The following is a 26,089-nucleotide window of genomic DNA, read 5'->3' on the forward strand; positions in this document are numbered from 1 at the left end:
GCAAAGTTTCAAATTATTCAATGTATATTTATAATGATATAAAAACAAAAAACATCAAAAATAGGACATGGCTGTATTGAAACAGAACGAAGAATTTGATGCCGATTCCATTCCTGAAAAAGTGATCGGAATCGCCTCTGACATGGTGATGCATGACTCCGGTTTTCATTTTCATCAGACAAAGGCCCAGTTGCTGTATGCACCATCCGGATGTATGACGGTAACAACTTCTGACAGGCAGTTTGTATTGCCCCCATTCCGTATGCTGTGGATTCCTGCCCATGAAGTACACCGGGTAAACTTCCGGAATATTGTAGCATACAGATCTATTTATTTTGATGAAAATAATGCGGGAAAATACCTGAATTCCGGTCTCAAAGTATTGCATGTAAACCCTTTATTAAAGGAAATTATTGAAAGGATCTGCTTTTGGGAATGGACACCTTTTAATAAGGATCAGGAAAATATCCTCAAAGTTCTCTGGGATGAGATCAATACAGCTCCCGAAGAGAAACTGGAATTAAAAATGCCCCAGGACCGACGGTTTATAAAAATGGCAGAAGAGTGGACAAAGAGAATATCTATGCCGCCTTTATTGAAAAAATTATCGGAAAAGACCGGAGCTGTGGAAAAAACAATCAGCCGTATTTTTAAGAAAGAAACCGGGCTTTCTTATCAGGAGTGGCGGCAGCAATGGCGGCTTCAACGATCCATTGAGCTTCTGGTAGACGGGAACTCAATAGGGGAAACGGCACATATTTTAGATTTCTCATCAGACAGTGCTTTTATAGACTTTTTTAAAAAGCATACCGGATCTACACCATTGCAATACCTGATGAAGAACGAATAAATAACCTTAACCCATATTGCAATCAAAAAGTTTGGTATTTCCCTTCTATGAAAGAGTGTCAAAAATTCAAAGAATTTTTGAAGGGATAGTTTGATATTTCTTGTCCTATGCCAACTCCCCTGAAAGATAATTTTCATAAAATTGTACTACCAATACAATAATTTTATGAAAACCATACACAATACGGACATAGAAAATTACACTCTTTCCGTAGAGATAAAAACTACAGCAGATAAAGCCTTTGATGCTCTTACCCGTCAGATTCCTCTTTGGTGGACTGAAATGTTCGAAGGATCATCGGCAAAAACGGATGATATATTCACTATAAGATTTGGTGACAGTATTTATAAAACAATGCAGGTAAAAGAATTAATACCGGATTCAAGGGTAGTCTGGTATGTTAAAGATTCATTGATAGCCTTACCTGAATTAAACGATCAGACAGAATGGATCGGAACAACGATCGTTTGGGAAATAGGGCAGAAGGAGAATTTCACGCAGCTGAAGGTGACACACGTTGGCTTACATCCCGCGGTGGAATGCTATACCATCTGTTCCGCCGGCTGGCTTCAGTTTGTTAATAGCCTGAGCGTGTTTCTGGAAACGGGTAAGGGAAATCCTTATAAAGCGTAATATTAATCAATTGACGGATCATAAAACCTGTTAGGTTTTTTATTTAAAAATCACTCATTACTTATCAGCATAACGATGACCCATAAAAAAAGAAGCTGTCTACTCGGGGTAAACAGCCTCTTTTTGCATTTATTGTTGTCTGAATTATTTCTTCTTGTAAGCAGCGTCTTTGATTCTCGCTTTTTTACCTCTAAGATCTCTGAAGTAGTAGATTCTAGCTCTTCTAACTCTACCTCTTCTGTCAACCTCGATTTTTTGAAGTGCAGGCATGTTGATAGGGAATACTCTTTCTACACCTACATCACCAGACATTTTTCTGATGGTGAAAGTTTTTGTAGAACCAGTACCTCTTAATTGGATAACTGTTCCTTTGAAGAACTGAGTTCTTGTCTTTTGTCCTTCTTTAATTTCGTAATACACAGTAATTGTATCACCTGCTTTGAATTCAGGGAATTCTTTTTTCGCAATGTACTTGTCTTGTACGTACTTTAATAAATCCATTATTAATAAAATAAAATGTTAAAGCTAAGCAACTTACACGGTTATCGTCAGAGGTTGAATAACAGGTTGCAAATGTACAAAATAGTTTTTGAATACACCAAATATTTAATGTGCTAAAAACTATAATTTTTTCATTCCGGTTTTGTCAAAGAATTAACAGTTTCTTTAAGATTCCATCAGACAGGGTTTATATGGGAAGCATACTTTTGCCCGAAATAAAAATCAGAGTGATGATTTTTTAAATTCTTGATTCACAAATTAAAACTCTATATGTCATTTTAAAATTAAGCGATTATGAAACACTATTTCTTCTTTTTTTGTTTCGTGGCTCAGATGGCGTTCGGGCAGGTTTTGTTCCCATATCTGCAAAACCCGACTCCGAATTCTATGATCGTCAACTGGAAGACGGCTTCCGATAACGAAACAACCGTGATCTACGGGGATTCCCCAACGAATCTGAATGTAACGGTAACCGGAACTACCAATATCTTTTCGGATACAGGATACAATAATAACTATTACTATCACACGGCAAAAATTACCAACTTACAGCCTAATACCAAGTATTACTATAAGATTAAAACCGGAGCCAGTGAATCTGCGGTTTACAATTTCAGAACACTTCCTTTACCGGGACAGCCGGTAACAGCCAATGGAAAGATCCGATTCCTGATCATGGGAGATAACCAGATCAAGGCAGAACCGAGGTATGACAGCCTTACCCTGAATGCTTTTAAAAAATTAAAAGAAAAATTCGGAGCCGGTTCAGATCCGTCCGATAATATTGCCCTTACTTTTATGGTGGGAGACCAGGTGGATGTAGGAACACTGGATCATTACGAGAATGTTCACTTCAAAAAGAATATCAAATTATCACCTTATCTTCCCATTCAGACAACTGTAGGAAACCATGAGACCTACGGAACTTTGGGAATGAATTCTTACTATGCCCATTTTTATATTGACGAGATCAAATACAAAGGCATCGCTTCAGGAAACGAGAATTATTATGCCCAGCAGGCAGGGAATGTACTGTTCATCAGTTTAAGCTCCGAGCACACCGGATCTGCACAACAGACCTGGTTGCAGCAGGTTCTGAATGAGGCCAATAATGATTCTACAGTAGACTGGATCATCTCATTAAGCCACAGACCTTACCAGGCAGAACAGTATGTAGGGGATATTTCAACCTGGGTGAGAAACAATGCTGTTCCGCTTTTGGTAACTTCCAGTAAATATTTGATGCACGTTGGAGCGCATCATCACCTGTATCACAGAGGACAGCTTAAAAATACCCCGAATTACCAGATTATTTCAGGGGGAACGGCTTGGGATCAGTACTGGGGAATGTCTAATGAGCAGGATTTTGATGATGTTCAGAAAACATTGACGGATTGGACCTATCAGATTGTTGAGGTAGATATTCCAACCGGAAAAGTAGATATAGAATGTTACTCTATTGGTGGAAAATATACCACGAAACATAATGAACTGATAGATTCTTTCCACAGGTATAAAAATCAGCCGAAGCCGGCAAAACCGTCTGTTACCAATACATTCTCAGGGCCGGTTACATTGCCTTTAACGTTGAATGGAAGTGCTTTCTCATCCTCTAACGGCGAGCTTTTGAATACAACACAGTTTTTAATCAGTAAAGCAGCCGATTTTTCTGTGATTGAAAAAGAATTTTACCGTGACTTTGAAAACTGGTTTGGAAAAGATGGAAACGGAAATCCGGATAAAACCAGAAACCTGAATGAAGGCGTGGATATTACAAAAGCAACGCTGGCAGCGAATTCAATCCCGAACGGAACTTATTATGTGAAAACCCGCTACAGGGACAGAAACCTCGAGTGGAGCGACTGGAGTGAGGTAAAACAGTTTGAAGTTACAGGAAGTGTGGTTTCAAACCCTACATTTACATTAGATAAAACTGAATATACTCAGAACGAACCTATTGTTGCTACTTTCACAGGAGGTCCCGGAAATCAGCAGGACTGGGTAGGAATTTATAAAAAAGGCCAGACACCGGGAGGAGGGGCAACTGCACAGACCTATGTTTACACCAACGGACAGACAGCAGGAACAGCCACTTTTAATAACGGTCTCCCTAATAAAGGACAATATTTCGCAGGATTCTTTGCCAATAACGGATATACAGACATTGCATCAAGAAAAAGCTTCTACGTAGGTCCAAAAGTACAGCTGCAGGCTACGGCAGATACGTATCCGGTAGGCGGAACCGTAACCATCAACTTTACCAATGCCCCAAGTTTACAGAAAGACTGGATCGGAATTTATAAAATGGGACAGACCCCGGGAACCACAGCTTCTATAAAATGGAGCTATGTCACCACAGCTTCCGGAACTCTTAATTTTACAGGACTGCCAAAAGGATATTACTATGCCCAGTACTTACTGGAAGACGGCTATAACGGAATCGGAGAAAAAGTATTCTTTAAAGTAGGCGATATCGTAACGGAACTGTGGACCAACAAACCTGTATATTCATTAGGAGAAAATATTACAGCTTCATGGACGGATTCTCCCGGAATCATCAAAGACTGGTTAGGAATCTATCCTCAGAATGTCCAGACACCGGATGATAACTTCGTTTCCTACACTTATTTTGATGGAGTGACTCAGGGTACCAAAACGATTACAGGAAATGTAAACGGCGTACCAACCACACCTGGTAATTATTATATGGTGATGTTTACCAACGATTCTTATACGGAGGTTTCAAACAGGGTACAGTTTCAGGTGAGCTCAGGATCTTTAGGCCTGGAAGAGGCAAAAAGCACAGAGAAAAATGTCATTCTGTATCCAAACCCTACAAAACCGGGAGAGCCTACCTTCATCAAGAGTGATTATCCGATCGAGAAAATTGAATTGGTGTCTGCAGCCGGAGAATTACTGTATGAGTCAAAGAATATTCATAACCAACGTTTTTCTTTAGTGAATGAAAATCTTCCGAAAGGGGTGTATTTTGTAAAAGTTCACGCAAGAAAACTGTTTACACTGAAGCTGATTATCCAGTAATCAATATATAACCGTAAAAATAAACAGGCCATCAGAAATGATGGCCTGTTTTTTATGTAATAAGTCCTTTCAGATCTATTCAGCATCACTGTACAGTTGATCTTCCTGAATGGCAGTATTGCTATCAGTGGATAAATTTTCACCGCTATCAGCAAGAATCTTAGAATCCTGAACAAGCTTTCCTTCTGCATTATACACCTTTAATAAGATCCATTTTCCGCTGCGTTCAAGCTCTTTTGCCCCGTAATAATCTTTTATTCTGATTTTTCCATTTTGCAGAACACCCTCTTTTACAGATGCTTTGTTGGCTGGTTTCCCTTTTACATACTGTACAATCTGGGCAGTGAAACTGTAGTCGTATTCTTCATCATGTACAGGTTGGTTATAAGTGTATAAAACAGCACCTTTATTGTCATAAATTGTAGCATCGTAAGCATTTTGTTTGGAATTTAATTTCTTCTCAGACTTTAGCTTATGATCATCAAAATAGTTTTTTGTATTTACCAGAACGCCCTCCTTATACTGCATTTCGGTAAGACCTTCGTAGGAAATACCATTATAAGGCATATCATCCTTATACGTCAATGTTGATTTCAGTTTGCCGTCAGGGCTATAGTATTTTATTTCCTGGGTAATATCATCCTTCAGGATTTTTTCTGAAGTTAATTTTCCTGCTTCATCAAAATATTTACTTGTTATGATAGACCCGTTTTTATATACATCAATGGAGGATATCAGAGTATAGTCATAACTTAGCTGATAGTCTTCACCCTCCATAGGAGTGTAAGTATCATTTTCCTTATCATACTGGTAAATGAGATGGCCTATTTTTTTTCCGGACTCGTCATAAGTGGTTTTGTAACCGTCTTTCTTATTCCTTTTCTGTTCCTGCAGGACTTTTCCGTTTTTACCGTAGATAATTCCTTCCTTTACGCTGCCGTCACTTTTATATTTTTCAATTTTAGAGACTCTCATTGGGTTAGGATAATAGTCTACCAGCATATTTTCCCCGGATTTGGAATAGCCGCTTCCTAAATATTTCCCTTTTTCGCCGTAATATTTAGTTTCATAGTTCCCGTCTTTATCCGTAATCGTTTCATGTCTGATTCCTTTGATATCTTCATCATAAACCGTTGTTTTTACAGGCAAGGAATTTTCATAAACCGTAAGGCTGTTGAAGCTGTTTTCATCTTCAGGATCTTTATAGCCGAACATTTTTCCGGAGAAGCTTCCGTCTGCTTTATAGACCATATCTTCCAGGAGTCTTCCGCTGGCGTCAAAATTTTGGGAAGGCCCTACCTGCTTACCATTAGAATAAGTAATGGTATTCATCACTTTTCCTTCAGGAGTATACCAGGTAACTTTTCCGTCAAAAACTTCACTGTTGGGAGTGGTATCAGAAGCCAGACCTTCCATCTGAAGGTTCCCGTCCTTATAATAATCTTTAATTAAAGTCAGTTTACCTTTCGGAGATGTTTCACGATAATATTCCATTTTATCCTGGGTGGTTTTTTCCCAGTTTTCATCAAAATAGGTCTTTTCCTGTGCCAGTACATTGAAGCCGAATACCAATACAAACAGCGCCGATGCAAATAATTTTTTCATGTTTTTTTATTAAGTTAAATGATTTTGGATTTTGAGGACCGGAGTCCGGATACGGTATATAAATACAGATTAAGGACGAAGATAAAACGGCTGTAAGTCATTCCATCATATTTTTTACATAAGGCTGTATTCAATAAATTGTTTCATCACGCTGTAAAATATACTGTGTTTTTAGATTTGAAGCCCCAAATATAAATCAATTTGATGAGAAGAATATAAAAAAGTGAACCGATCTGTTCGTTTTTTTAAGTAAGACTTTGATTTTTAATGCATTTAAATCGTTAAAAAATAGCATTCAAAAAGGGAAAAATTCACATCAGTTCCGTTCACCGGATATCCGGGAAAATTTTATTAAATTTAGCCAACAGAAAAATCTAATATTTCATGATAGATAAAAGAGTAAAAAATGCAAAGGAAGCCATCGAAGGAATTAAAGATGGGATGACGCTGATGCTTGGCGGTTTTGGACTTTGCGGAATTCCTGAAAACTCAATTAATGCACTGGTAGAAAGTGATGTGAAAGACCTTACCTGTATTTCAAACAATGCAGGAGTAGATGATTTCGGATTGGGATTATTGCTTCACAAAAGACAGATCAAAAAAATGATCTCTTCCTATGTGGGTGAAAATGCTGAGTTTGAAAGACAGATGCTTTCAGGAGAACTGGAAGTAGAGCTTACTCCACAGGGTACTCTGGCTGAAAAGTGCAGAGCGGCTCAGGCGGGTATTCCTGCTTTTTATACTCCGGCAGGCTATGGAACCGAGGTAGCAGAAGGGAAGGAGGTGAAAGAATTCAAAGGAAAACCTCATATCCTGGAGCATGCCTATGAAGCAGACTTTTCTATCGTAAAAGCATGGAAAGGAGATCATGCAGGAAACCTTATCTTTAAAGGATCAGCAAGAAACTTCAACCATCCTATGGCTGGTGCTGGGAAGATTACCATTGCCGAGGTAGAAGAATTGGTAGAGCCGGGAGAACTGGACCCGAACCAGATCCACATTCCGGGGATCATGATTCAGAGGATCTTCCAGGGAGAAAAATTTGAAAAGAGAATTGAGCAGAGAACGGTAAGAACTAAGGAATAAGCTCAAACCATAACCATAAAAAAGCGCTGAAGAAACATTCAGCGCTTTTGTTTTTTTAGGACTGGGGAGTAAGTGTTTTTCTTTCCCCGATCTGTTGCCGCCACATGGCGTAATATAATCCTTTTTCAGCAATGAGCCTTTCATGGGATCCGGTTTCTATAACCTGTCCGCGTTCCAGTACATAGATTTTGTCAGCATGCATGATGGTGCTTAATCGGTGGGCAATGAGAACGGTGATCTGCTCTCTTTCCTTCGAAATGTCTTTGATCGTAGAAGTGATTTCCTCTTCAGTGATGCTGTCCAGCGCTGAAGTGGCCTCGTCAAAGATCAATAAATGAGGTCTTCTTAAAAGCGCCCTTGCAATGGCAATTCTCTGCTTTTCACCACCGCTCAGCTTCAGCCCACCTTCCCCAATGACGGTTTCTATTCCCTTTTCAGCCCTTTCCAGTAATGCCATACAGCTCGATTTCTGTAAAGCAATGGCAAGTTCCTGATCCGTTGCATCAGGATTTACAAAAAGAAGATTTTCCTTGATTGTTCCTGCAAAAAGCTGGGTATCCTGGGTAACGAAACCGATCTGGTTTCTCAGTTCATCAAAATCAAACTCCTTTCCATTGATGCCGTTATAAAATATATTTCCTTCCTGAGGTCTGTAAAGTCCCACCAGCAGTTTTACCAATGTACTTTTCCCGGAGCCGCTTGGCCCCACAAAAGCGATGGTTTCTCCATTTTTAACATCAAAAGAGATAGAGTTCAGGGCTTTATACTGTGCAGACTGATGCTTGAAAGCCACATTTTTAAACTCCAGTTCCTCAATGGCCCCGATCTTCTTCGGATGAAGAGGCTTTTCTTCCACTTCTTTTTTCATCAGGCGGTCAAAATTAAATAGAGAGGCTTCAGCTTCACGGTAAGAAATGATGATATTCCCGATTTCCTGCATTGGCCCGAAAATAAAGAAGCCATAAAACATAAGAGACAGGTATTGACCCGGAGTTACAATATTTTTAAAAATTAAATACAGTAAAGTCAGGGTAATCATCTGCTGAAGAAAATTCACCATTGTTCCCTGTATGAAACTTAAAGAACGGATGCTTTTTACCTTTCTGAGTTCAAGCCCAAGAATTTTATACGTATTGTTATTCAGACGGATCACTTCCTGATGGGTTAATCCTAAACTTTTAACAATTTCAATATTTCTCAAGCTTTCTGTTGTGCTTCCGGCTAAGGCTGTAGTTTCGGTAACAATATTCTTCTGGATGCTTTTTATCCTCTTGCTCAATAAATTGGTAACAAAGGCAATCAGGAAAATACCACAGATATAAACAGGCATGATTGACCAGTGTAAACGGATTGCATAGACTGAAACGAAAATAATACTGACTAAAATTCCAAAGAAAATATTGATGAAATTGGTAATGAATTTCACAGTATCTTCTCTTACTTTCGTTAAAATCGATAAAGTTTCACCACTTCTCTGATCCTCAAATTCCTGATAAGGCAGAGCCATAGAGTGTTTTAAACCGTCTGTAAATATTTTGGCTCCAAACTTCTGGGTAATCACACTTACCACATAATCCTGAAATGCCTTGGCAATCCTGCTTACCATAGCAGTCCCGATAAGCAGTCCTAAAAAATAAAAAGCACCGTGATAAACCGGACTTCCATACAGATATTCATTCAGACTTCTGGGTAATAACTTTTCTTTATCAAAAAAATTAGGATGCGTCACCAGCTGATCAAGAATATTTCCGGTAATAGCAGGGGCAAATAACGAGAAAACCTGATTAACAGTAGCCAGAAATAAAGAAATGATAATCAGCCACTGATAAGGTTTTAGATATCTAAAAAGTATTTTCATTCTATTAAAAAATAATGGAACAAAATTACAGATATTATTTTAACTAACAGTGTTAATTGTTGAACACAACAAAGCCCTTTTGTATTCAGTTTAAAATAATTAAATTGCAGTCTAAGTTTTTATTATGCTTACAAAAGAACAAATTGCCAAAAGAATTTCAAAAGAACTGAAAGATCGTTATTATGTAAACCTGGGAATTGGGATTCCTACTTTGGTTGCCAACTATGTTCCGGAAGGTATTTCCGTAGAATTCCAGAGTGAAAATGGAGTTCTGGGGATGGGACCTTTCCCTTTCGAAGGAGAAGAAGATGCTGATGTCATCAATGCCGGAAAACAGACCATTACCATCTTAGACGGAGGTTCGTTCTTCGATTCTGCTTTCAGTTTCGGGATGATCCGTGGCCAGAAAGTAGACCTTACCATCCTTGGAGCGATGGAAGTTTCAGAGAACGGAGATATTGCCAACTGGAAAATTCCGGGGAAAATGGTAAAAGGAATGGGAGGCGCCATGGATTTGGTGGCTTCTGCTGAAAATATTATCGTAGCGATGATGCACGTAAACAAAGCAGGAGAAAGCAAAATCTTAAAAAAATGCACACTTCCGCTAACCGGAGTAAACTGTGTAAAAAAAGTAGTTACTGAATTAGCCGTTCTGGATGTGACCCCTGCAGGATTCAAACTGTTGGAAAGAGCGCCTGGAGTTTCAGTAGAAGACATCATTAAAGCTACAGAAGCAGATCTGATTATTGAAGGAGAAATTCCTGAAATGCAGTTCTAATCTTTATAAAACATGAACCTTGTCACTGGCAAGGTTTTTTTATGCTTTATAAATTACTTGGGAAACCACAAAGTCACAAAAGTTTTTAAACACTTTAGTTATTTTTAAGTTACAAGCTTCCTGCATAAGAAGTTCACATAAGCTTTTTGAAAACCTACGATTTTCTTCTTCTGTAGACTTCTTTACTACGTTGAAAAATACTTCTGATTATGACATCAATCGACATAGGAGATCGTAGCGTTAAGAAAATAAATCCTGTGAACGTTAAGAAAATTCTATTGTCCGAAGTGCGAGACTCATTCAGAATCGATTAACTTACATAGAATTCGCACAAGTTTAGAATTTTTAGAGAACAGGAATTATTTTTAGGGGAGAGATCCCGGTCTTGAATTTTTGTTTCTTTTGTTTCAAGACAAAAGAAAAAGGTCAAACAAAAGTTTATAAATTATCTTTTAAACCACAAAAGTCACAAAAGTTTTTTAAACACTTTAGTTATTTTTAAGTTATAAATTTCCTGCATAAGAAGTACACATAAGTATTTGAAAATCTTTGATTTTCTTTAGAGAACAGGAATTGTTTTTAGCGGAGAGATCCCGGTCTTGAATTTTTGCTTCTTTTGTTTCGAGACAAAAGAAATTGAGGTTAAACAAAAAAGCTGCTTCATAACGAAACAGCTTTATATTTTAACAATCTGAGTATTATTTATTATCCTGAGCCCCGAAAACCTTCTGCAGGATACTCGTAGTCCTCATGGCAGGAGTATTTCTGATTCCGCTTTCTTTATCAGCTACCATTTTAAAAACACCATTGATGGTTTCAGTCGTTACATATTCATTCAGATCGGTTGTTACAGACTGGCCGGTGAACGTATTGTATTTTGAAATCAGGTTTTTCCAAACGGCATCCGCACCAACCTTACCTAAGGAAGCTTTTACTTTAGGCTGAAAAGCACTGAATAACTGGCTTTGCGTCTTAGTCTGAAGATAGTTGGTGGCTGCATTATCGCTGCTCAGTAAAATATTTTTGGCATCGGTAATGGTCATGGAAGTGATCGCTTTGGTGAAAATAGGAGCTGCTTCCGTTACGGCATCTTCAGCGGCTCTGTTCAAAAGCTTTACCCCTTCATCAGCAAGGCTTCCCATACCGATAGATCTCAACGTAGTATCAATTTTTCTTAACTTTTCCGGCATCAGGATCTTTACCGCTTCATTTCTGAAAAAACCATCGGTAACTGCCAGTTTTTTTACACCATCTGTTACACCGATATTCAGGGCTTCTTTTAGTCCTGAAGAAATTTGTGTTGAAGTAAGATTTCCGAGATTGACAGTATTGGAAGATGAATTATTGGTGGTTTTTGGAGTGCTGATGCCTGTATTTGTTGTAGTAGAAGTGGCTGTTCCGTTATTTTTCACAGGAACATTCAGATCTACACCTGTTTTATCTTTAACAGTAGATTTGATGATATCCAGAAGTTGTGCTTGTGTAGAGATTGAGAAGAATAATCCGGCTGCAAGAAAAATGCTTTTTTTCATCGTATTTTTTTACAAATTTAAACGTTATTTTTTTAAATGGTCTAAACTTATCAAAAAACAAACCATAGTTTTTAGTTTTATTTAAAATAGATATAGAATTAATTCGAGAAGAATTTTCATCACATTGAATTTTATTCGGAATGGTACTTTTCTCAGCTTCCATGCAGTAATATAGAATATCAGTTTATTGCTGCAGTTTTATATAATGCACCCTTTAAAAAATAAGAATTTAAAAGCCTTTACGACTTTATATTTTAAAAGCCTCAAAGAGTTTTGAAAAATAAGTATCTTAGCTAAAACCTTAACCTTATCTGATGACACGGACCTTTTTAGCATTTTTCATGTTACTTTCCACACTAATTTTTGCTCAGAATAAACTGAATGTAATCCCTTATCCTCAAAATGTAAAGATAAACAACGGAAGTTTTTCCATTCCCAATGTATTGATGCTAAGCGGTGATCTGCCTGAAAATGAAACGGAATATTTTAAAAAACGATTAAACTCAGAGATCCGGTTTAAGGTATCAAAGAAAGCCGAAGCCCAACTGATCTATTCACAGCTGCCAAAAGTTCAGTCAGGAAAAGAAGAGTTTTATATACTTGAAGTTTCTCCAAAGCAGATTCATATTCAGTCGTATACAAAGCAGGGGTATTTCCTGGCACTTCAGACGCTGAGCCAGTTGTTCGAAAATTATAAAACGGAAAAGAAGATTCCGGCTTTAAAAATTGAAGATCAGCCAAAATTTGCTTGGCGCGGGATGCACCTGGATGTCTGCCGTCACTTTTTCACCGTGGATGAGGTGAAGCAGTATATTGATTATCTGGCCATGTATAAGCTGAATACTTTTCACTGGCATCTCACGGATGATCAGGGATGGAGAATTGAAATTAAAAAATATCCGAAACTTACACAGATCGGTGCAAAACGTAAAGAATCCATGATCGGGGCTTATGTTGACAATACTTTTGACGGAAAGCCTTACGGACCGTATTTTTATACGCAGGAACAAATAAAAGAAGTGGTAAAATATGCGCAGGAAAGACATATTACAGTGGTTCCGGAAATAGAAATGCCGGGCCATGCATTGGCTGCGCTATCAGCTTATCCTGAACTTGCCTGTACAAAAGGACCTTTTGAACCGGCTACAAAATGGGGTGTTTTTGATGATGTTTTCTGTCCGAAAGACGAGACATTTGCATTTCTGGAAAATGTTCTGAATGAAGTGATTCAGCTGTTCCCGTCTCAGTATATCCACATCGGAGGTGATGAATGCCCGAAAACCAGATGGAAAGAATGCGCACATTGCCAGGAACTGATCAAAAAGAATAACCTGAAAGATGAGCATGGCTTACAGAGCTATTTTATTCAAAGGATTGAAAAATTTGTCAACAGTAAAGGCCGGAAAATCATTGGTTGGGATGAAATCCTGGAAGGAGGGCTGGCACCGAATGCTGCTGTCATGAGCTGGACCGGGGTAAACGGAGGTATTGAAGCGGCAAAATCAAAACATTTTGCAGTAATGACGCCGGGAGCGTATTGCTATTTTGATCACTATCAGGGGGATCCACAGTCAGAACCGAATGCTTTCGGTGGCTTCACACCGCTGGATAAAGTATATTCCTATAATCCTGTACCTTCCGAGCTGAATGCAGAACAGGCCCAATACATCATGGGGGTTCAGGCTAATCTGTGGACTGAATATATTTTAGATTTTAAACAGGTGCAATATATGATCTTTCCAAGGCTGATGGCACTTTCCGAAGTAGGTTGGGGAACATCGGATCCTAAAAATTATAAAGAATTTGAAAGCAGGGTGATCAGCCAGTTCAAAGTCCTGGATAAAATGAAGGTAAACTATGCAAAAAGCATCTATAATATCTCGGGAAAAGTAATTCCTGCCGGTAATGGTATTGCTTATGAACTTTCTACCTCACAAAACTCAAACGGAATACGATACACGCTGGATGGAACAGATCCTACAATAGATTCTCAGACGTATAGAAATCCCGTATCTGTTCCGAATTCTTTAACGGTGAAATCTGCTTATTTTGAGGACGGGCAGCTGAAAAGTGCTGTATCTGCACAGGAATTTACAGTTTCAAAAACTACAGGGAAAAAAATTACGCTGGAGCAGCAGCCAAGTGAAAACTATTCTTTCGGCGGTGCATTTACCCTTATTGACGGGATTATAGGCAATCCGAGACAATTGGGAAAAACATGGTTAGGATTCCAGGGAAAAGACGTTACAGCGACAATAGATTTTGGGCAAAAAACAGGGTTTTCTGAAGTTTATTTCAATACCCTGGAGAATAAAGGAAGCTGGATCCATCTTGCGAAATCAGCTAAAATCTTTGTTTCTGACGATCAGAAAAACTTTACACTGATCAGAGAGATCGGAAAAGAAGAGATTCTGAATGCCAAAGGAAAGATCAGGTTGAATGTAGGAACTCAGAATGCAAAATATCTTAAAGTTTTTATTGAAAATGCAGGCATCATTCCGGCAGGAAATCCGGGGGCAGATTCAAAAGCATGGCTGTTTGTAGATGAAATTGGCGTAAATTAGCCCTACAGAATTATACAACATGCAGGATACCATACTTTCTTCAGAATTTTCATCTTCACCGGACCTTGTGGAAAAGCTGTACCGGAACGGGATAACGAAAAATTATAGGGAAGGAGATCTCATTTTGGATGAAAATGCCTCTATCCGTTCCATTCCTATTGTAATGAAGGGGATGATCAAAGTGATCAGAACTGAAGAAGATGGCAGAGAGATCCTGCTGTATTATATCAAAGCCGGGGAGAGCTGCATCATGTCTTTTCTGGGTGGGATGCACAATGAAAAAAGTATCGTAAAAGCCGAAGTAGAAGAAGATGCCGAAATCCTTTTTTTACCGGTAGATAAAGTCTCCCTGTTCATCAAAGAACATCCGGAATGGCTGGATTATATTTTCAGACTTTACCATAAGCGGTTTGAAGAATTGCTGGATATCATCAATGCCATTGCCTTCAAAAAAGTAGACGAAAGGCTCCTGAACCTTCTTCATAAAAAATCAGAACTTACGCATTCAGATACGATCCATACTACCCATGAACAGCTTGCCAATGAGCTGGGAACAGCCAGAGTGGTGGTGTCCAGACTACTCAAACAGCTTGAAGAAGATGGAAAAGTAAAACTTGGCAGAAATAAGATAGCCCTTCTGAAGACCTCAGATAAGTAATTAAAAAATATCCGTTCTGTAACAAAAGTAGCTGTAGATCTTCCCGGACAATCCCATTTTTGCATCATTGTTTAAATGATAAAAAATGGAAATCTTAGGCTATGCAGCATCGGTTTTAATAGGGATCTCTCTCGGTTTAATCGGAGGTGGGGGAAGTATACTTACAGTTCCCGTACTGGTTTATTTATTTGGATTTGATGCATTGATTGCCACGGAATATTCACTTTTTATCGTAGGGATCAGCAGTCTTGTCGGTTCTGTGTCTTATTTTAAAAAAGGATTAGTCAATCTTAAAATGGCTCTCCTCTTCGGACTTCCTTCCATTATTTCAATTTTCCTGACCAGAATGTATCTGCTGCCTCTCATCCCCGATGTACTCATGAGTGTAAAGGGCCTTACATTCACCAAAAACATTTTCCTGCTACTGGTTTTTGCAGGCCTGATGATCCTGGCTTCTTATAAAATGATCAGAAATACAGTAAAGGTGGGTATTCCTGATGAAGAAAATACTTTGCTGGCAATGGGACAGGGTTCAATAGTAGGGGTTTTAACAGGGCTCGTGGGTGCTGGAGGAGGTTTTATGATCATTCCGGCGTTGGTCAACCTCTTAAAAATTCCTATGAAAACAGCGGTCGGAACTTCTTTGGTGATTATTTCCTTTAATTCTCTTATTGGTTTCATAGCTTCCGCAGAAACGGAAAAAACGGATTGGAAGATACTGATCTCCATTGCCGCTATCGCCGTTGCCGGAATAATGATAGGCACCCATTTATCAAAGAAAATAGATGGTAAGAAACTGAAACCTGTATTTGGATGGTTTATTCTGATAATGGGAATTTATATTATTGGGAAAGAAGTCCGCCATCTGTTTTAAATTACAGTGTGTGCACTTCATAATATATAATGGATATTTATTCTTTTGATACTGATAAAAAGGTTATTTATTTTCTTTCATCGCTTTTTTCTCAGCATCCAGAAATTGATATACCGGAAAGCTATTTCCCTGACTGGTCAGTGCAATAATACAGCTGTTATTTTTCATATCCCGCCACATGACACTCCTGAAGCCATCTACTCCGCCTGTATGCATGGTTGTATTCTCAGAGACATACCAACCAAAAGCATACTCACTCCGTTTTCCGTCTTTTAAAACGGGCAGTTCATACATGATTTTAGAATTCTCTTCATTCAACAGCAGATGTTTCCTTAATGCCTGATCAAACTTGTAAAGATCCCATGGGGTAGAATAGATGCTGCCATCACCTGTTGTCAGAAGATCATAATCATCAGGCTTTTTATTGGCGTCATAACCTTTAGCCCTGTAAGAGTGTGGAATAGTTTCGGAATCATAAACAAAGGAATGTTCCATTTTCAAAGGATTAAAAATTCTGTTTTGCATGAATCTGCGGTATGATTGTCCTGATAGAGTCTCTATAATTCTTCCCAGTACGATATACCCGCTATTGCTATACTCAAACTTACTTCCGGAAGGGAATTTTAATCCGGGCTGCTTTTTCAGGAAGTTCAGCACATCATCATTGGTAATCTTAGACTTCAGGATCAATATGTTTTCATAATCTGCCAGACCGGATGTATGGGTAAGTAGCTGCCGGATACTGATATTTTGTGCATAGGCAGGAAGATCAGGAACATAGAGGCTTGCTTTGTCGTCATATGACAACAGATGTTCCTGCTGTAGAAGCATAATTCCTACAGCAGTAAAAGGCTTGCTGATAGATGCAATGCAAAAGGGTGTGTTTTCCGTTAAAACGGTCTTCTTTTCAAAATTTTTGTAACCCAATGCTGTATCACAGACTACTTTACCTTCCTTTACAATAAGAACAGTTCCGTTAAATTTTCCTTTATTATAATAATCAATGACAATACCTGCCTCCGATTTCTTGCAGGAGAATAGACTTAACAGAATAAGGCTGGAAGTAAATAGTAATCTGACCATGATTTTAGATTTTATATTCAATAAGTCAGGTAGATAGGCTGAAAGTTACATCAAGAATCGGCTGATATTGCAATTTTTTAATCTTCTCCAATCTTTATGTAACAAAAGTAGCTGTAGAGGAAAAAATAAAGGAGGAGATTTGTAACAGATAACAGGAAAATTGTTTAGAACAGCAAAAAGTTAAACCATTTCAAATAAAAAAAGTAAAATGAAAATAGAACAGATTTATACAGGATGTCTTGCGCAGGGAGCTTATTACATCACTTCAGCCGGCGAAGCGGCAATCATTGATCCGTTGCGGGAAACCCAGCCTTATATTGAGAGACTGGAAGAAGAAAACGTACAGCTGAAATACATTTTTGAAACCCATTTTCATGCAGATTTTGTCAGCGGGCATCTTGATTTAAGCAGAAAAACCCATGCTCCGATAGTTTACGGGCCTACAGCAAATCCCGAATTTGAAGCCATCATTGCAGCAGACGGTCAGTTGTTTAAAGTAGGCGATATTAAAATTAAGGTCCTTCATACACCAGGACATACGCTCGAAAGTACCTGTTACCTTCTGATTGATGAAAATGGAGCGGAAACAGCCCTTTTCAGTGGGGACACTTTATTCCTTGGTGATGTGGGACGTCCGGATCTTGCCCAGAAAGGAGCTCAGATGACTCAGGAAGAACTTGCAGGGTTGCTTTATGAAAGTCTACATCATAAAATCCTGCCTTTGCATGATGATATTACCGTATATCCCGCTCATGGAGCCGGTTCTGCCTGTGGTAAAAATATGCAGAAAGAAACAGTAGATACATTGGGAAACCAGAAGAAAACCAATTATGCCCTAAACCAAAAAGATAAAGAGAGCTTCATAAAAGAAGTTACGGACGGGCTTTTGCCGCCACCTGCTTACTTCGGAATGAATGTGATGATGAATAAAAAAGGATATCACAGCTTTGATGAAGTGCTTTCACAGGGGTTACATACCCTTGTTCCGGAACAGTTTGAAGAAATAGCGGAAGCATCAGGAGCTTTGATTCTGGATGTAAGAAACAACCGTACCTTTGCCAAAGGTTTTATTCCGCAGTCTGTGAATATAGGATTAGACGGTGATTTTGCCCCTTGGGTAGGTGCGTTAATTGCTGATGTCAGCCAGCCTATTGTTCTGGTGACAGAAAAAGGAGACGAGGAAGAAGCGGTAACCCGTTTGAGCAGGGTAGGATTTGATCATGTGTTGGGATTTCTGAAAGGAGGTTTTGAAGCATGGGTAAAAGCAGGGAAAGAAACAGATTCGGTCAGCCGTATTTCTGCCGGTCAGTTTGAAAAGGAAATCAGTGGTAAAGAAGTAAAGATCATAGATATAAGACGGGAAAGCGAATACATTGCAGAGCATATTCATGAAGCCTACAACAAACCTTTGGCGTATATTAATGAATGGATTCATGAGCTACAGCCGCAGGAACATTTTTATATGCATTGCGGAAGCGGTTACAGAAGCACCATGGCAGCAAGTATTCTTCAGGCGCGAGGTTACAGAAATTTTACCGAAATTGAAGGAGGTTTTAAAGCCATTGCTTCTACATCAGTTCCTAAAAGTGATTTTGTGTGTCAGACGAAAATTTTAAATAAATAGATAAAAATATGTGGGAGATTATAAAAGAACCGTGGCCATGGTATATTGCTGGCCCTTTGATAGGACTTACCGTGCCTGCTTTACTGTTGATGGGAAACAGATCCTTTGGGATCAGCTCCTCATTAAGGCACATCTGTGCAGCCTGTGTACCGGCAAATGTGAATTTTTTCAGATATGACTGGAAAAAAGAAGCCTGGAATCTGTTTTTCGTCCTTGGAATTTTTCTGGGCGGAATGATTGCTGCCGGTTTCCTGCTCAATCCTTCAGATATCAAAGTGAATCCTGATCTGAAAGCCGAGCTGGCCGGATACGGAATTACAGATTACAGCAATCTGGTACCGGTACAGCTGATGAATTTTGAAAGTCTGTTGACGCTGAGAGGATTTATCATGATGGTCATAGGGGGATTTCTGGTAGGCTTCGGAACAAGATATGCCGGCGGATGCACCAGCGGCCATGCCATTATGGGACTTTCCAATTTGCAGTGGCCATCTCTGGTAGCAACCATCTGCTTTATGATAGGAGGATTTTTAATGGCGAATCTTATTCTGCCTGTAATACTTTCCCTGTAAACTTCATTTTAAAAAGATTTAAATCATGATCAAAGAAAGAGAAAATAACAGCCTTTCCTGTGATACAAACCGTATCAAAGGGGAAGGGCATGACTATAAATGGTATCACAATCTGAAATATCTTGCTGCGGGAATTGTATTTGGAATTATCTTCGTAAAGGCAGAGGTGATCAGCTGGTTCAGAATACAGGAAATGTTCCGTTTACAGTCTTTCCATATGTACGGAATTATCGGAAGCGCAGTTTTGGTAGGGATGATCTCTGTAGGGCTGATCAGGAAATTCAATATCAAAACCATCCATGGTGAACCCATCACAATAGCTTCTAAAAAATTCAGTAAAGGCCAGGTTTATGGCGGACTCATCTTCGGTTTTGGGTGGGCCATTACGGGAGCCTGTCCGGGACCGCTTTTCGCCCAGATCGGAACAGGAGCTTTAGCCGTATCTGTTACCCTTTTGAGTGCTATCGCCGGAACATGGGTTTATGGTTATTTCAGAGATAAATTACCTCATTAAAGTATTAAAATCATTCTGAATACCGAAGATTTGACGGGTTGATCAAAAAAAGCCTGTGGAAATGATCCGCAGGCTTTCGCAGTATAAAATTATGAATAAATGAAGTTCCCGGCTCCCAGCGCCAGATACAGGTTGATACGTTCTATCCTGTACTGAAGTTCCAGATTGATGAGGTTCATTTCATTTTTAAGCAGGTCCCTTTGCTTCCGGATGAGTACAAAGCTGCTGTTGGTTCCTACCTTGATCTGCTTTTGAGTCAGACTGATATTGTTTTTAAGTCCATTCACTGCACTGACATTGTAGGTAAGCTGTTTTTCGATAGAATGGAGGTTGGCTAAGGATGATTCAACCTCGTTCAAAGCATTCAGAACCGCTTTTGAATACTCTTCAACAATCTGTTTTTGTTGAGCATTCTTTATTTCTACATTCTTTTTTAGTTTTCCGTTGTTGAAGATCGGGGAAACCAGTCCGCTGCCCACCTTTAATAAAGGATTTGAAAACAGTGAATTGACAGACTCCACATTACTCCCGGCAGTTCCCAAAGAAGAACTTATACTCAGAGACGGAAGTCTGGCTGCTTTGGCCTCCTGTACTTCATAAAAAGCTTTTTCTATCTGAAACTGGCCGGCTTGTATATCAGATCTGTTTTCCAGAAGCTGAAGCGGGAAAGATCCGGGAATATCATTTTTTACAGGAGTAAAGAAATTCTGTGTAGCCAGTTTCCCTTCCGGGTATTTTCCGGTAAGAAGCTCCAGTGATCTTCTGGATTGGGCGTTGGCATTTTTTACCTTTTCCAGATATCCTTCAAGGGAAATGATTTCAGCTGATATATTGGAGATGTCCAAAGCGTTGGCCGTTCCCACTTTTTTCTGAATGATATAGAGCTTTTCCAGTTCTCTGGATTTCTGAATATAACTTTGAATCATATCCTCCTGAATATTTCCTGCAATATTCAGGAAATATGCCTTAGCGATCATTCCTGCAACAGACTGGTGCAGCAGTGTATTCTGATGCCTGGCAGAAAAGTAACTGCTGGTGGCTGCCATTTGTGAAGATTTATTTTTACCCCACAGGTCAATTTCCCAGCTGGCTTTCAGGGCGAGACGCCGGATTTGGGCATCACTTACCAGATTATTGGAGGTATTGGCAACAGCACTTACACTTGGGTAAAGATTGCTTCCCGCAATTTCCATAGCCAGTTCGATCTGATTAAGCTTCTCTTTGGCAATGATGAGATCTGCATTATACAGCATGCCTTCTTTCAGTAAACCTTCCAGCTGAGGAGTCTTAAGTTCGGTAATCCAATCATACGAAAGTGATCTTGAATGAGCCTTTCTGTCAAAAATCCAGTCATCCGGGATTTCAATATGGGCGGCGATTTCGCTTTTTTCTTTGAGCTGATCCATACTTTCTTTGGTAGGTTCTTTGTATCCTATACATGAGCTTAAGCCAACGGAAATCATCCCAAGTAAAATTAACTTTCTGTACATTTTAATGAAGTTTAGGGATCAGGTAATTGATTTTACTGTTAATGCGTACCATTACTTTTCGGATGAGATGTAAAGGTTTGAGGTGATCCGAATAAATCACGGCAGTACCTCTTGCTCCTACGGTCAGCTGTTTCTGATCATCTTCCAGTACAAACTTGGCAATAAGTTTCCCGTCTGTTTCCGGTAATTGTCTGGCCGTGTCGGGAAGTCCGGCTACAGATCCGTTTCCTCCAAGCATTCCTCCTGCATTATTCATAATTCCCTGGCTGGTAGCATCAATTACGTATTCAAGTCTGGCTTTTACTACTTTTCCAGGTTCTGTTTTAAGGGCAAGCTCTACTTCATCTCCTTTTTTTACCGTTTCCAGTTCATTCTGAGCAAAAAAACCGACAACAGACTGCTGCTTCTGGATCAGAACAAAGGCCGATTTAAAAGGAGCCATAATAGCACCTTCATTCAGCTGTACATTGGGAATAATACCATCTGTAGGGGCAAGAATCACTGTTTGGGATAAATTCCATTTTGCCTGGTCCAGTTTCGCCTGAATCTCGGAAACTGATGAATTCTCACCACCATAAGAGGCATTGGATTTCGTTTCCAAAGACTGCTGTTGTGCCTGTGCTGCACTGATCCGGGATTGAAGATCCCTGACATTGGTCTCCGCTTGTTCAAGGTCAAACTTATTGGCTGCCCCGGCTTCTACCAGTTCCTTATATTGTGCCGTTCTTTTGTGGGCAAGATCCAGCTGAGACTGTAAACCGGCAATATTTTTCCGGGAAGCAGAAATATCCGTATTGTAGGAGCTTACCGTAGCTTTCATACTGCTCAGTTTAGCTTCCAGGGATTTGATTTCCTGCAGGTAAGGCTCCCTGTCCAGCACAAATAAGGTGTCTCCTTTCTTTACTTCCTGATTGGTACTTACATACACTTTCTTTACTTTTCCCAAAACCTGGGTGGTAATATCCACACTTCTGTTTCCTACTTTGACATCAGAAGTAATGGGGCAGTAATAATTTAAACTTAATATAAGGGCTATAGACCCGAAAATAGGCAGTGAATACACCACAACCTGTGTCGTAAATGTCCAGGGGATCAGTTTTAATTTTTTAATAAGAAGCCAGCATATTCCGGCATATATGGCGATGAGTAATTCCAGCATAAGTGTTAATTTTCGGGGGTTATAGATTCTTTTTCTTCTTCAGTAGGGTCTGTGTCTTTTTTCTGATCGTTCTGATTACCGTAATTATAATTGGCCCAGATTAAGGCAACCGGCCATAAAAGGCCTCCAAAAACAAGGGAAAGGAGGCACATACTTTTTATGGCGTTAAGCTGAGGGTGGTTCCTTTTCTCAGCTACTTTTTCCGGATAAATATGAACTTTCCAGAAAAGATAAATGCCTGCAACGGGTAAAACAAGTAAAATGAACCATGATGCAGCATTAGCTATATTGTCTTCCAAATGGCCTGTTGATGCCTGAACAAAATTGCATGATAACAGCAGGCAGAGAAGTATTGATATTCTTTGCATAAATAAATTGTATAAGGTAAAAATGATATTTGATGTAAAACAAGGCAGTAACCTGATGGTCAACAAACACGCAGCCGGTTACTTTGAATCTTAGGAAGATTAAAGCTTACTCAATAAAGGTTGTGTTTTTCAGGTGATATTTTCTCATTTTGCTTTTTTAAACGAATGGTGTGTTCGTATTTTGATGAAGCAAAATTAGATCGAATAAAGTGAGAAAAAATATTCCTAAGTTATTTTTTTCTTTCGTTCCTTTTTTTATGAATGCGGGCTGTCATCCTTGAAAGAGAGTTAGGAGTAATGCCCAGAAAATTGGCAATATACTTTCTGTTGGCATTTTGAGAAGTAAATGGTCTTGTTTCCAGAAACTCTTCATAGCGTGAATGCGGAGAGGTGGAACAAAACTGCTCAATGCGTGTCTTTGATATAGTGATGATCATCTTCAGAGACTTGAGGTATACATTATAAATGCCCTTGTGCTGAAAAGCGATGTCTTCAAATTCATTTTTACTGAACAGGAAAAGCTGGCTTTCAATAACGGCTTCTATAGTATATTTTCTTTCAGTCTCACCAGCATAGGATTCCGGAGTTTCCATAATGACAGCTTCCTTTTCTGAGGGAAGAAAAAGGTTACTTTCAATTCCGTTTTCATCATCAAAGAAAAATCTCAGCAACCCGTGAGACATAATGAATAAATGATTAAAAGACTGACCAGGCTCTGCCAGCTTCTCTTTTTTACGAAGAAGCTTCGGAGTACTGATGCTGACCAGGATATTAATTTCTTCATCAGACAGCTCCAGAAAGAAAGGAATATTCCTGAATATTTTAAAAGAATCCATGACAGCAGTAAAGATAAATAAAAATAACAAACAGATATTCCTTGATTCGTCTGAGGATTTCATAGAAGTTTTTTTTAGATTTGTTGGGGATTAATAATTTGAGATACCATGAACAATAACCGAAGAAGTTTTATAAAAAAGCTGGGAATTGCAACAGCAGCACTTGCCGTAAACCCGCTGGATCTGATGGCTGCCGGATTACCGGAAAATACACCCGCTGAAGCAATCAGTAAACCGATTGTACTTTCTACCTGGAATTTCGGTCTTAAAGCCAACGAAGAAGCCTGGACTGTCCTGGGAAAAGGAGGGAAAGCTTTGGATGCCGTTGAAAAAGGAGTGCGTCTTGTAGAACTGGATCCTAAGGAAAGAAGTGTAGGGTATGGAGGCCGGCCGGACAGAGACGGAAGAGTAACGCTGGATGCCTGTATCATGGACGAAAATTATAATATCGGTTCGGTAGCATGTCTGGAACATATCAAAAACCCGATTTCCGTTGCCAGAGCAGTGATGGAAAAGACCCCTCACGTAATGCTTGTAGGAGATGGTGCCTTACAGTTTGCCCTTTCACAAGGTTTTAAAAAAGAAAATCTTCTCACTCCCGAATCAGAAAAAGAATGGAAAGAATGGCTGAAAACCAGTCAGTATAAGCCTGTCGCCAATATTGAAAACCATGATACCATCGGAATGATCGCTCTGGATGCCCAGGGAAATCTTTCAGGTGCCTGTACAACGAGCGGGATGGCCTTTAAGATGCACGGAAGAGTAGGAGATTCTCCTATTATTGGCGCCGGTTTATTCGTAGATAATGAAGTAGGGGCGGCCACGGCCACCGGCCATGGTGAAGAAGTGATAAGAACTGTGGGCACCCATCTGGTTGTTGAACTGATGAGACAGGGCAGAAATCCGCAGGAAGCCTGTAAAGAAGCAGTGGACCGAATTGTAAAGATCAATCAGAGAAGAAATAAAAACCTGAAGGACATTCAGGTAGGCTTTATTGCCATCAACAAAAAAGGTGAATACGGTTCTTACTGTATTCAGGATGGGTTCAACTTTGCGGTTTACGACCAGAAAGGAAACCGTCTTGAGAAACCTGAATTTGCGTTGAAATAATAATAAATATGTAAAGGTACAAAGACAATCTTTATCAGGAATATAGACCAAGACAGAATATGAAAAGAATGATTATCGCTTCCTTATTTTTAATCATAGCGTGTAAGGAGGAGAAGAAGGAGAGTACAACAACGGCAGAACCTGAAATTCAGCAGGTAAAAGAAAAAGTAGTTTTGAATACTGCAGCAGCACCGGATAATGATTCAGGAGAAGCTAAAAAGTGGCTGGAGAAGAGTATTGTAGAATATTTTAAATCAGATCTTGTGGGGCAGGACAAAAATATGGAGAAAATGACCACGAAAGACTATTATGATTATAAAACCGATGCCACAAATGTAGATCTTGATATAGACGGAAGCCTTACTGAAAAAGAATTTAAAGACAAATGGAAAAACAAATTCAATACAGATAAAGCCGGAATCGGGATCGGGTTTCTTATCCCTGCGCAGGATTGGAACAAAATTGAAGTGGAAAGCTGTGAATTGAAATCCTCTTCAAAAGATGACTATACCTTTAATGTAGTGCTGAAAGATGAGGGCTTTAAAGCTGAATATCCATCAGTAATAAAAGTAGTCAAAGAAAACAGAGGCTTTCTGATTGCAGATGTACTGCAGGATGAACCGAAATAAAATTAAACAGATACAATGTCAAAAATAGAAATAGCATGCTTTAATCCGGAATCGGCAATCATCGCTTTTGAGAACGGAGCAGACAGAATCGAATTATGTGACGGGCTGAGTGAGGGAGGAACAACTCCGGGTTTTGAAACCACCAGACAGCTTCGTGAGAAAATCAACATTCCGATTTTTGTCATGATTCGTCCAAGAGGAGGAGACTTTACGTATTCTGAATCTGAATTGGAACAGATGAAAAAAGATCTGGTTCAATTGAAATCCTTAAACGTAGATGGCTTTGTGTTTGGAATCCTGAATGAAAATGATGAGGTGGATATAGCGCAAAACAAAGCTTTGGTAGAACTGGCTGCACCGTTTCAATGTACATTTCATAGGGCATTCGACCGGGCAAAAAATCTGGAAGATTCTTTAGAAAAAGTAATAGAATGCGGTTTTACAACCATCCTTACTTCAGGTCAGAAGCCTAACGTATCAGAAGGGAAAGAGAATCTGAAAAAACTGGTTGAGCTTTCTGACGGCAGAATAGAAATTCTGGTAGGAGGCGGACTTCGATCTTCGAATATCGAAGAACTGAGAGCTTTCACCAATGCAGGATATTTCCATTCTTCAGCCATTACGGATGGTGGTGCTTTTGCCAATCCTGCTGAGGTTGTTGCCCTGAAGAATAAATAAACTAGAATTACCCTTCACTTTGTCATTCTAAGAATAGTGAGGAAT

23 protein-coding genes are annotated in these 26,089 nt (G+C 39.3%); 14 read left to right on the forward strand and 9 right to left on the reverse strand.

Features of this window, described 5'->3' with window-relative positions; all coding sequences use genetic code 11:
* Positions 1–67 precede the first annotated feature (67 nt).
* Positions 68–850 (forward strand): AraC family transcriptional regulator, encoded by a 783-nt coding sequence (locus BBI00_RS01815; RefSeq protein ID WP_065397164.1) that lies wholly within the window; start codon positions 68–70, stop codon positions 848–850.
* 165 nt (positions 851–1,015) lie between these two features.
* Positions 1,016–1,483, forward strand: a complete 468-nt coding sequence (locus BBI00_RS01820) for an SRPBCC family protein (RefSeq protein ID WP_065397165.1) — start codon at positions 1,016–1,018, stop codon at positions 1,481–1,483.
* 144 nt (positions 1,484–1,627) lie between these two features.
* On the opposite strand, the gene rplS is transcribed toward BBI00_RS01820, so the two are convergent.
* Entirely contained in the window at positions 1,628–1,984 is a 357-nt protein-coding gene (gene rplS / locus BBI00_RS01825) for a 50S ribosomal protein L19 (RefSeq protein ID WP_002980648.1), read from the reverse strand.
* Between the two features lie 294 nt (positions 1,985–2,278).
* On the opposite strand from rplS, the gene BBI00_RS01830 reads away from it, so the two are divergent.
* On the forward strand, positions 2,279–5,026 hold the full coding sequence (locus tag BBI00_RS01830; protein ID WP_065397166.1) for a fibronectin type III domain-containing protein: 2,748 nt from the start codon (positions 2,279–2,281) through the stop codon (positions 5,024–5,026).
* A 75-nt stretch (positions 5,027–5,101) separates the two neighbouring features.
* Here BBI00_RS01830 and BBI00_RS01835 read toward each other — a convergent pair whose 3' ends face one another.
* On the reverse strand, positions 5,102–6,631 hold the full coding sequence (locus BBI00_RS01835; RefSeq protein ID WP_065397167.1) for a toxin-antitoxin system YwqK family antitoxin: 1,530 nt from the start codon (positions 6,629–6,631) through the stop codon (positions 5,102–5,104).
* A gap of 384 nt (positions 6,632–7,015) precedes the next feature.
* On the opposite strand from BBI00_RS01835, the gene BBI00_RS01840 reads away from it, so the two are divergent.
* Entirely contained in the window at positions 7,016–7,717 is a 702-nt protein-coding gene (locus BBI00_RS01840; protein ID WP_065397168.1) for a CoA transferase subunit A, read from the forward strand.
* A gap of 55 nt (positions 7,718–7,772) precedes the next feature.
* Here the strand turns inward: BBI00_RS01840 and BBI00_RS01845 are convergent, their stop codons facing one another.
* Positions 7,773–9,575 carry an ABC transporter ATP-binding protein gene (locus BBI00_RS01845; protein ID WP_065397169.1) on the reverse strand — a complete coding sequence of 601 codons (1,803 nt, stop codon included), beginning with the start codon at positions 9,573–9,575 and terminating at the stop codon, positions 7,773–7,775.
* A 124-nt stretch (positions 9,576–9,699) separates the two neighbouring features.
* On the opposite strand from BBI00_RS01845, the gene BBI00_RS01850 reads away from it, so the two are divergent.
* Positions 9,700–10,353: a CoA transferase subunit B gene (locus BBI00_RS01850; protein ID WP_065397170.1), complete on the forward strand. Its 654-nt coding sequence runs from the start codon at positions 9,700–9,702 to the stop codon at positions 10,351–10,353.
* Between the two features lie 698 nt (positions 10,354–11,051).
* Here the strand turns inward: BBI00_RS01850 and BBI00_RS01855 are convergent.
* Positions 11,052–11,885: a DUF4197 domain-containing protein gene (locus BBI00_RS01855; protein WP_065397171.1), complete on the reverse strand. Its 834-nt coding sequence runs from the start codon at positions 11,883–11,885 to the stop codon at positions 11,052–11,054.
* 314 nt (positions 11,886–12,199) lie between these two features.
* On the opposite strand from BBI00_RS01855, the gene BBI00_RS01860 reads away from it, so the two are divergent.
* The 3 genes from BBI00_RS01860 to BBI00_RS01870 all read left to right on the forward strand — a co-directional run bounded on the left by BBI00_RS01860 (position 12,200) and on the right by BBI00_RS01870 (position 15,981).
* Positions 12,200–14,449 (forward strand): family 20 glycosylhydrolase, encoded by a 2,250-nt coding sequence (locus BBI00_RS01860; RefSeq protein WP_065397172.1) that lies wholly within the window; start codon positions 12,200–12,202, stop codon positions 14,447–14,449.
* Positions 14,450–14,468: 19 nt separating this feature from the next.
* The gene (locus tag BBI00_RS01865) at positions 14,469–15,107 is read left to right on the forward strand and encodes a Crp/Fnr family transcriptional regulator (RefSeq protein WP_065397173.1); all 639 of its coding nucleotides are present in this window, start codon (positions 14,469–14,471) and stop codon (positions 15,105–15,107) included.
* 85 nt (positions 15,108–15,192) lie between these two features.
* Positions 15,193–15,981, forward strand: a complete 789-nt coding sequence (locus BBI00_RS01870) for a sulfite exporter TauE/SafE family protein (RefSeq protein WP_065397174.1) — start codon at positions 15,193–15,195, stop codon at positions 15,979–15,981.
* A 63-nt stretch (positions 15,982–16,044) separates the two neighbouring features.
* Here the strand turns inward: BBI00_RS01870 and BBI00_RS01875 are convergent, their stop codons facing one another.
* Positions 16,045–17,064 carry a serine hydrolase domain-containing protein gene (locus tag BBI00_RS01875; RefSeq protein ID WP_065397175.1) on the reverse strand — a complete coding sequence of 340 codons (1,020 nt, stop codon included), beginning with the start codon at positions 17,062–17,064 and terminating at the stop codon, positions 16,045–16,047.
* A gap of 208 nt (positions 17,065–17,272) precedes the next feature.
* Here BBI00_RS01875 and BBI00_RS01880 point away from each other — a divergent pair, with 208 nt between their 5' ends.
* The 3 genes from BBI00_RS01880 to BBI00_RS01890 are packed head-to-tail and all read left to right on the forward strand — an operon-like array spanning position 17,273 to position 19,774.
* On the forward strand, positions 17,273–18,688 hold the full coding sequence (locus BBI00_RS01880; protein WP_065397176.1) for an MBL fold metallo-hydrolase: 1,416 nt from the start codon (positions 17,273–17,275) through the stop codon (positions 18,686–18,688).
* A gap of 8 nt (positions 18,689–18,696) precedes the next feature.
* On the forward strand, positions 18,697–19,260 hold the full coding sequence (locus BBI00_RS01885; protein WP_065397177.1) for a YeeE/YedE family protein: 564 nt from the start codon (positions 18,697–18,699) through the stop codon (positions 19,258–19,260).
* 25 nt (positions 19,261–19,285) lie between these two features.
* A complete protein-coding gene (locus BBI00_RS01890) occupies positions 19,286–19,774 on the forward strand; it encodes a DUF6691 family protein (RefSeq protein ID WP_065397178.1) in 489 nt (162 codons plus the stop codon).
* A gap of 89 nt (positions 19,775–19,863) precedes the next feature.
* Here the strand turns inward: BBI00_RS01890 and BBI00_RS01895 are convergent, their stop codons facing one another.
* The 4 genes from BBI00_RS01895 to BBI00_RS01910 form a co-directional block, all read right to left on the reverse strand.
* Positions 19,864–21,264, reverse strand: a complete 1,401-nt coding sequence (locus tag BBI00_RS01895) for a TolC family protein (protein ID WP_065397179.1) — start codon at positions 21,262–21,264, stop codon at positions 19,864–19,866.
* Position 21,265: 1 nt separating this feature from the next.
* Entirely contained in the window at positions 21,266–22,423 is a 1,158-nt protein-coding gene (locus tag BBI00_RS01900) for an HlyD family secretion protein (protein WP_065397180.1), read from the reverse strand.
* A 5-nt stretch (positions 22,424–22,428) separates the two neighbouring features.
* Complete coding sequence (locus BBI00_RS01905) at positions 22,429–22,791, reverse strand: DUF3302 domain-containing protein (protein ID WP_065397181.1); 363 nt, start codon at positions 22,789–22,791, stop codon at positions 22,429–22,431.
* 230 nt (positions 22,792–23,021) lie between these two features.
* Complete coding sequence (locus BBI00_RS01910) at positions 23,022–23,690, reverse strand: Crp/Fnr family transcriptional regulator (RefSeq protein WP_065397182.1); 669 nt, start codon at positions 23,688–23,690, stop codon at positions 23,022–23,024.
* Between the two features lie 45 nt (positions 23,691–23,735).
* Between BBI00_RS01910 and BBI00_RS01915 the strand changes: the two genes are divergently transcribed.
* The 3 genes from BBI00_RS01915 to BBI00_RS01925 are packed head-to-tail and all read left to right on the forward strand — an operon-like array spanning position 23,736 to position 26,044.
* Positions 23,736–24,737, forward strand: a complete 1,002-nt coding sequence (locus BBI00_RS01915; RefSeq protein ID WP_065397183.1) for an isoaspartyl peptidase/L-asparaginase family protein — start codon at positions 23,736–23,738, stop codon at positions 24,735–24,737.
* A 59-nt stretch (positions 24,738–24,796) separates the two neighbouring features.
* On the forward strand, positions 24,797–25,366 hold the full coding sequence (locus BBI00_RS01920) for a hypothetical protein (protein ID WP_065397184.1): 570 nt from the start codon (positions 24,797–24,799) through the stop codon (positions 25,364–25,366).
* A gap of 15 nt (positions 25,367–25,381) precedes the next feature.
* A complete protein-coding gene (locus tag BBI00_RS01925; protein ID WP_065397185.1) occupies positions 25,382–26,044 on the forward strand; it encodes a copper homeostasis protein CutC in 663 nt (220 codons plus the stop codon).
* Positions 26,045–26,089: the final 45 nt, after the last annotated feature.

Source organism: Chryseobacterium arthrosphaerae, from assembly GCF_001684965.1.
GTDB classification, from domain to species: domain Bacteria; phylum Bacteroidota; class Bacteroidia; order Flavobacteriales; family Weeksellaceae; genus Chryseobacterium; species Chryseobacterium arthrosphaerae.

Bases quoted from the DNA above. Each gene is read 5' to 3' on its own strand.
- BBI00_RS01890 (WP_065397178.1), top strand. From the start codon at position 19,286: ATGATCAAAGAAAGAGAAAATAACAGCCTTTCCTGTGATACAAACCGT.
- BBI00_RS01895 (WP_065397179.1), bottom strand. From the start codon at position 21,264: ATGTACAGAAAGTTAATTTTACTTGGGATGATTTCCGTTGGCTTAAGC.
- BBI00_RS01920 (WP_065397184.1), top strand. From the start codon at position 24,797: ATGAAAAGAATGATTATCGCTTCCTTATTTTTAATCATAGCGTGTAAG.
- BBI00_RS01815 (WP_065397164.1), top strand. From the start codon at position 68: ATGGCTGTATTGAAACAGAACGAAGAATTTGATGCCGATTCCATTCCT.
- BBI00_RS01865 (WP_065397173.1), top strand. From the start codon at position 14,469: ATGCAGGATACCATACTTTCTTCAGAATTTTCATCTTCACCGGACCTT.
- BBI00_RS01905 (WP_065397181.1), bottom strand. From the start codon at position 22,791: ATGCAAAGAATATCAATACTTCTCTGCCTGCTGTTATCATGCAATTTT.
- BBI00_RS01820 (WP_065397165.1), top strand. From the start codon at position 1,016: ATGAAAACCATACACAATACGGACATAGAAAATTACACTCTTTCCGTA.
- BBI00_RS01850 (WP_065397170.1), top strand. From the start codon at position 9,700: ATGCTTACAAAAGAACAAATTGCCAAAAGAATTTCAAAAGAACTGAAA.
- BBI00_RS01900 (WP_065397180.1), bottom strand. From the start codon at position 22,423: ATGCTGGAATTACTCATCGCCATATATGCCGGAATATGCTGGCTTCTT.
- BBI00_RS01845 (WP_065397169.1), bottom strand. From the start codon at position 9,575: ATGAAAATACTTTTTAGATATCTAAAACCTTATCAGTGGCTGATTATC.
- BBI00_RS01840 (WP_065397168.1), top strand. From the start codon at position 7,016: ATGATAGATAAAAGAGTAAAAAATGCAAAGGAAGCCATCGAAGGAATT.
- BBI00_RS01855 (WP_065397171.1), bottom strand. From the start codon at position 11,885: ATGAAAAAAAGCATTTTTCTTGCAGCCGGATTATTCTTCTCAATCTCT.
- BBI00_RS01875 (WP_065397175.1), bottom strand. From the start codon at position 17,064: ATGGTCAGATTACTATTTACTTCCAGCCTTATTCTGTTAAGTCTATTC.
- BBI00_RS01880 (WP_065397176.1), top strand. From the start codon at position 17,273: ATGAAAATAGAACAGATTTATACAGGATGTCTTGCGCAGGGAGCTTAT.
- BBI00_RS01910 (WP_065397182.1), bottom strand. From the start codon at position 23,690: ATGAAATCCTCAGACGAATCAAGGAATATCTGTTTGTTATTTTTATTT.
- BBI00_RS01835 (WP_065397167.1), bottom strand. From the start codon at position 6,631: ATGAAAAAATTATTTGCATCGGCGCTGTTTGTATTGGTATTCGGCTTC.
- rplS (WP_002980648.1), bottom strand. From the start codon at position 1,984: ATGGATTTATTAAAGTACGTACAAGACAAGTACATTGCGAAAAAAGAA.
- BBI00_RS01915 (WP_065397183.1), top strand. From the start codon at position 23,736: ATGAACAATAACCGAAGAAGTTTTATAAAAAAGCTGGGAATTGCAACA.
- BBI00_RS01885 (WP_065397177.1), top strand. From the start codon at position 18,697: ATGTGGGAGATTATAAAAGAACCGTGGCCATGGTATATTGCTGGCCCT.
- BBI00_RS01860 (WP_065397172.1), top strand. From the start codon at position 12,200: ATGACACGGACCTTTTTAGCATTTTTCATGTTACTTTCCACACTAATT.
- BBI00_RS01830 (WP_065397166.1), top strand. From the start codon at position 2,279: ATGAAACACTATTTCTTCTTTTTTTGTTTCGTGGCTCAGATGGCGTTC.
- BBI00_RS01870 (WP_065397174.1), top strand. From the start codon at position 15,193: ATGGAAATCTTAGGCTATGCAGCATCGGTTTTAATAGGGATCTCTCTC.
- BBI00_RS01925 (WP_065397185.1), top strand. From the start codon at position 25,382: ATGTCAAAAATAGAAATAGCATGCTTTAATCCGGAATCGGCAATCATC.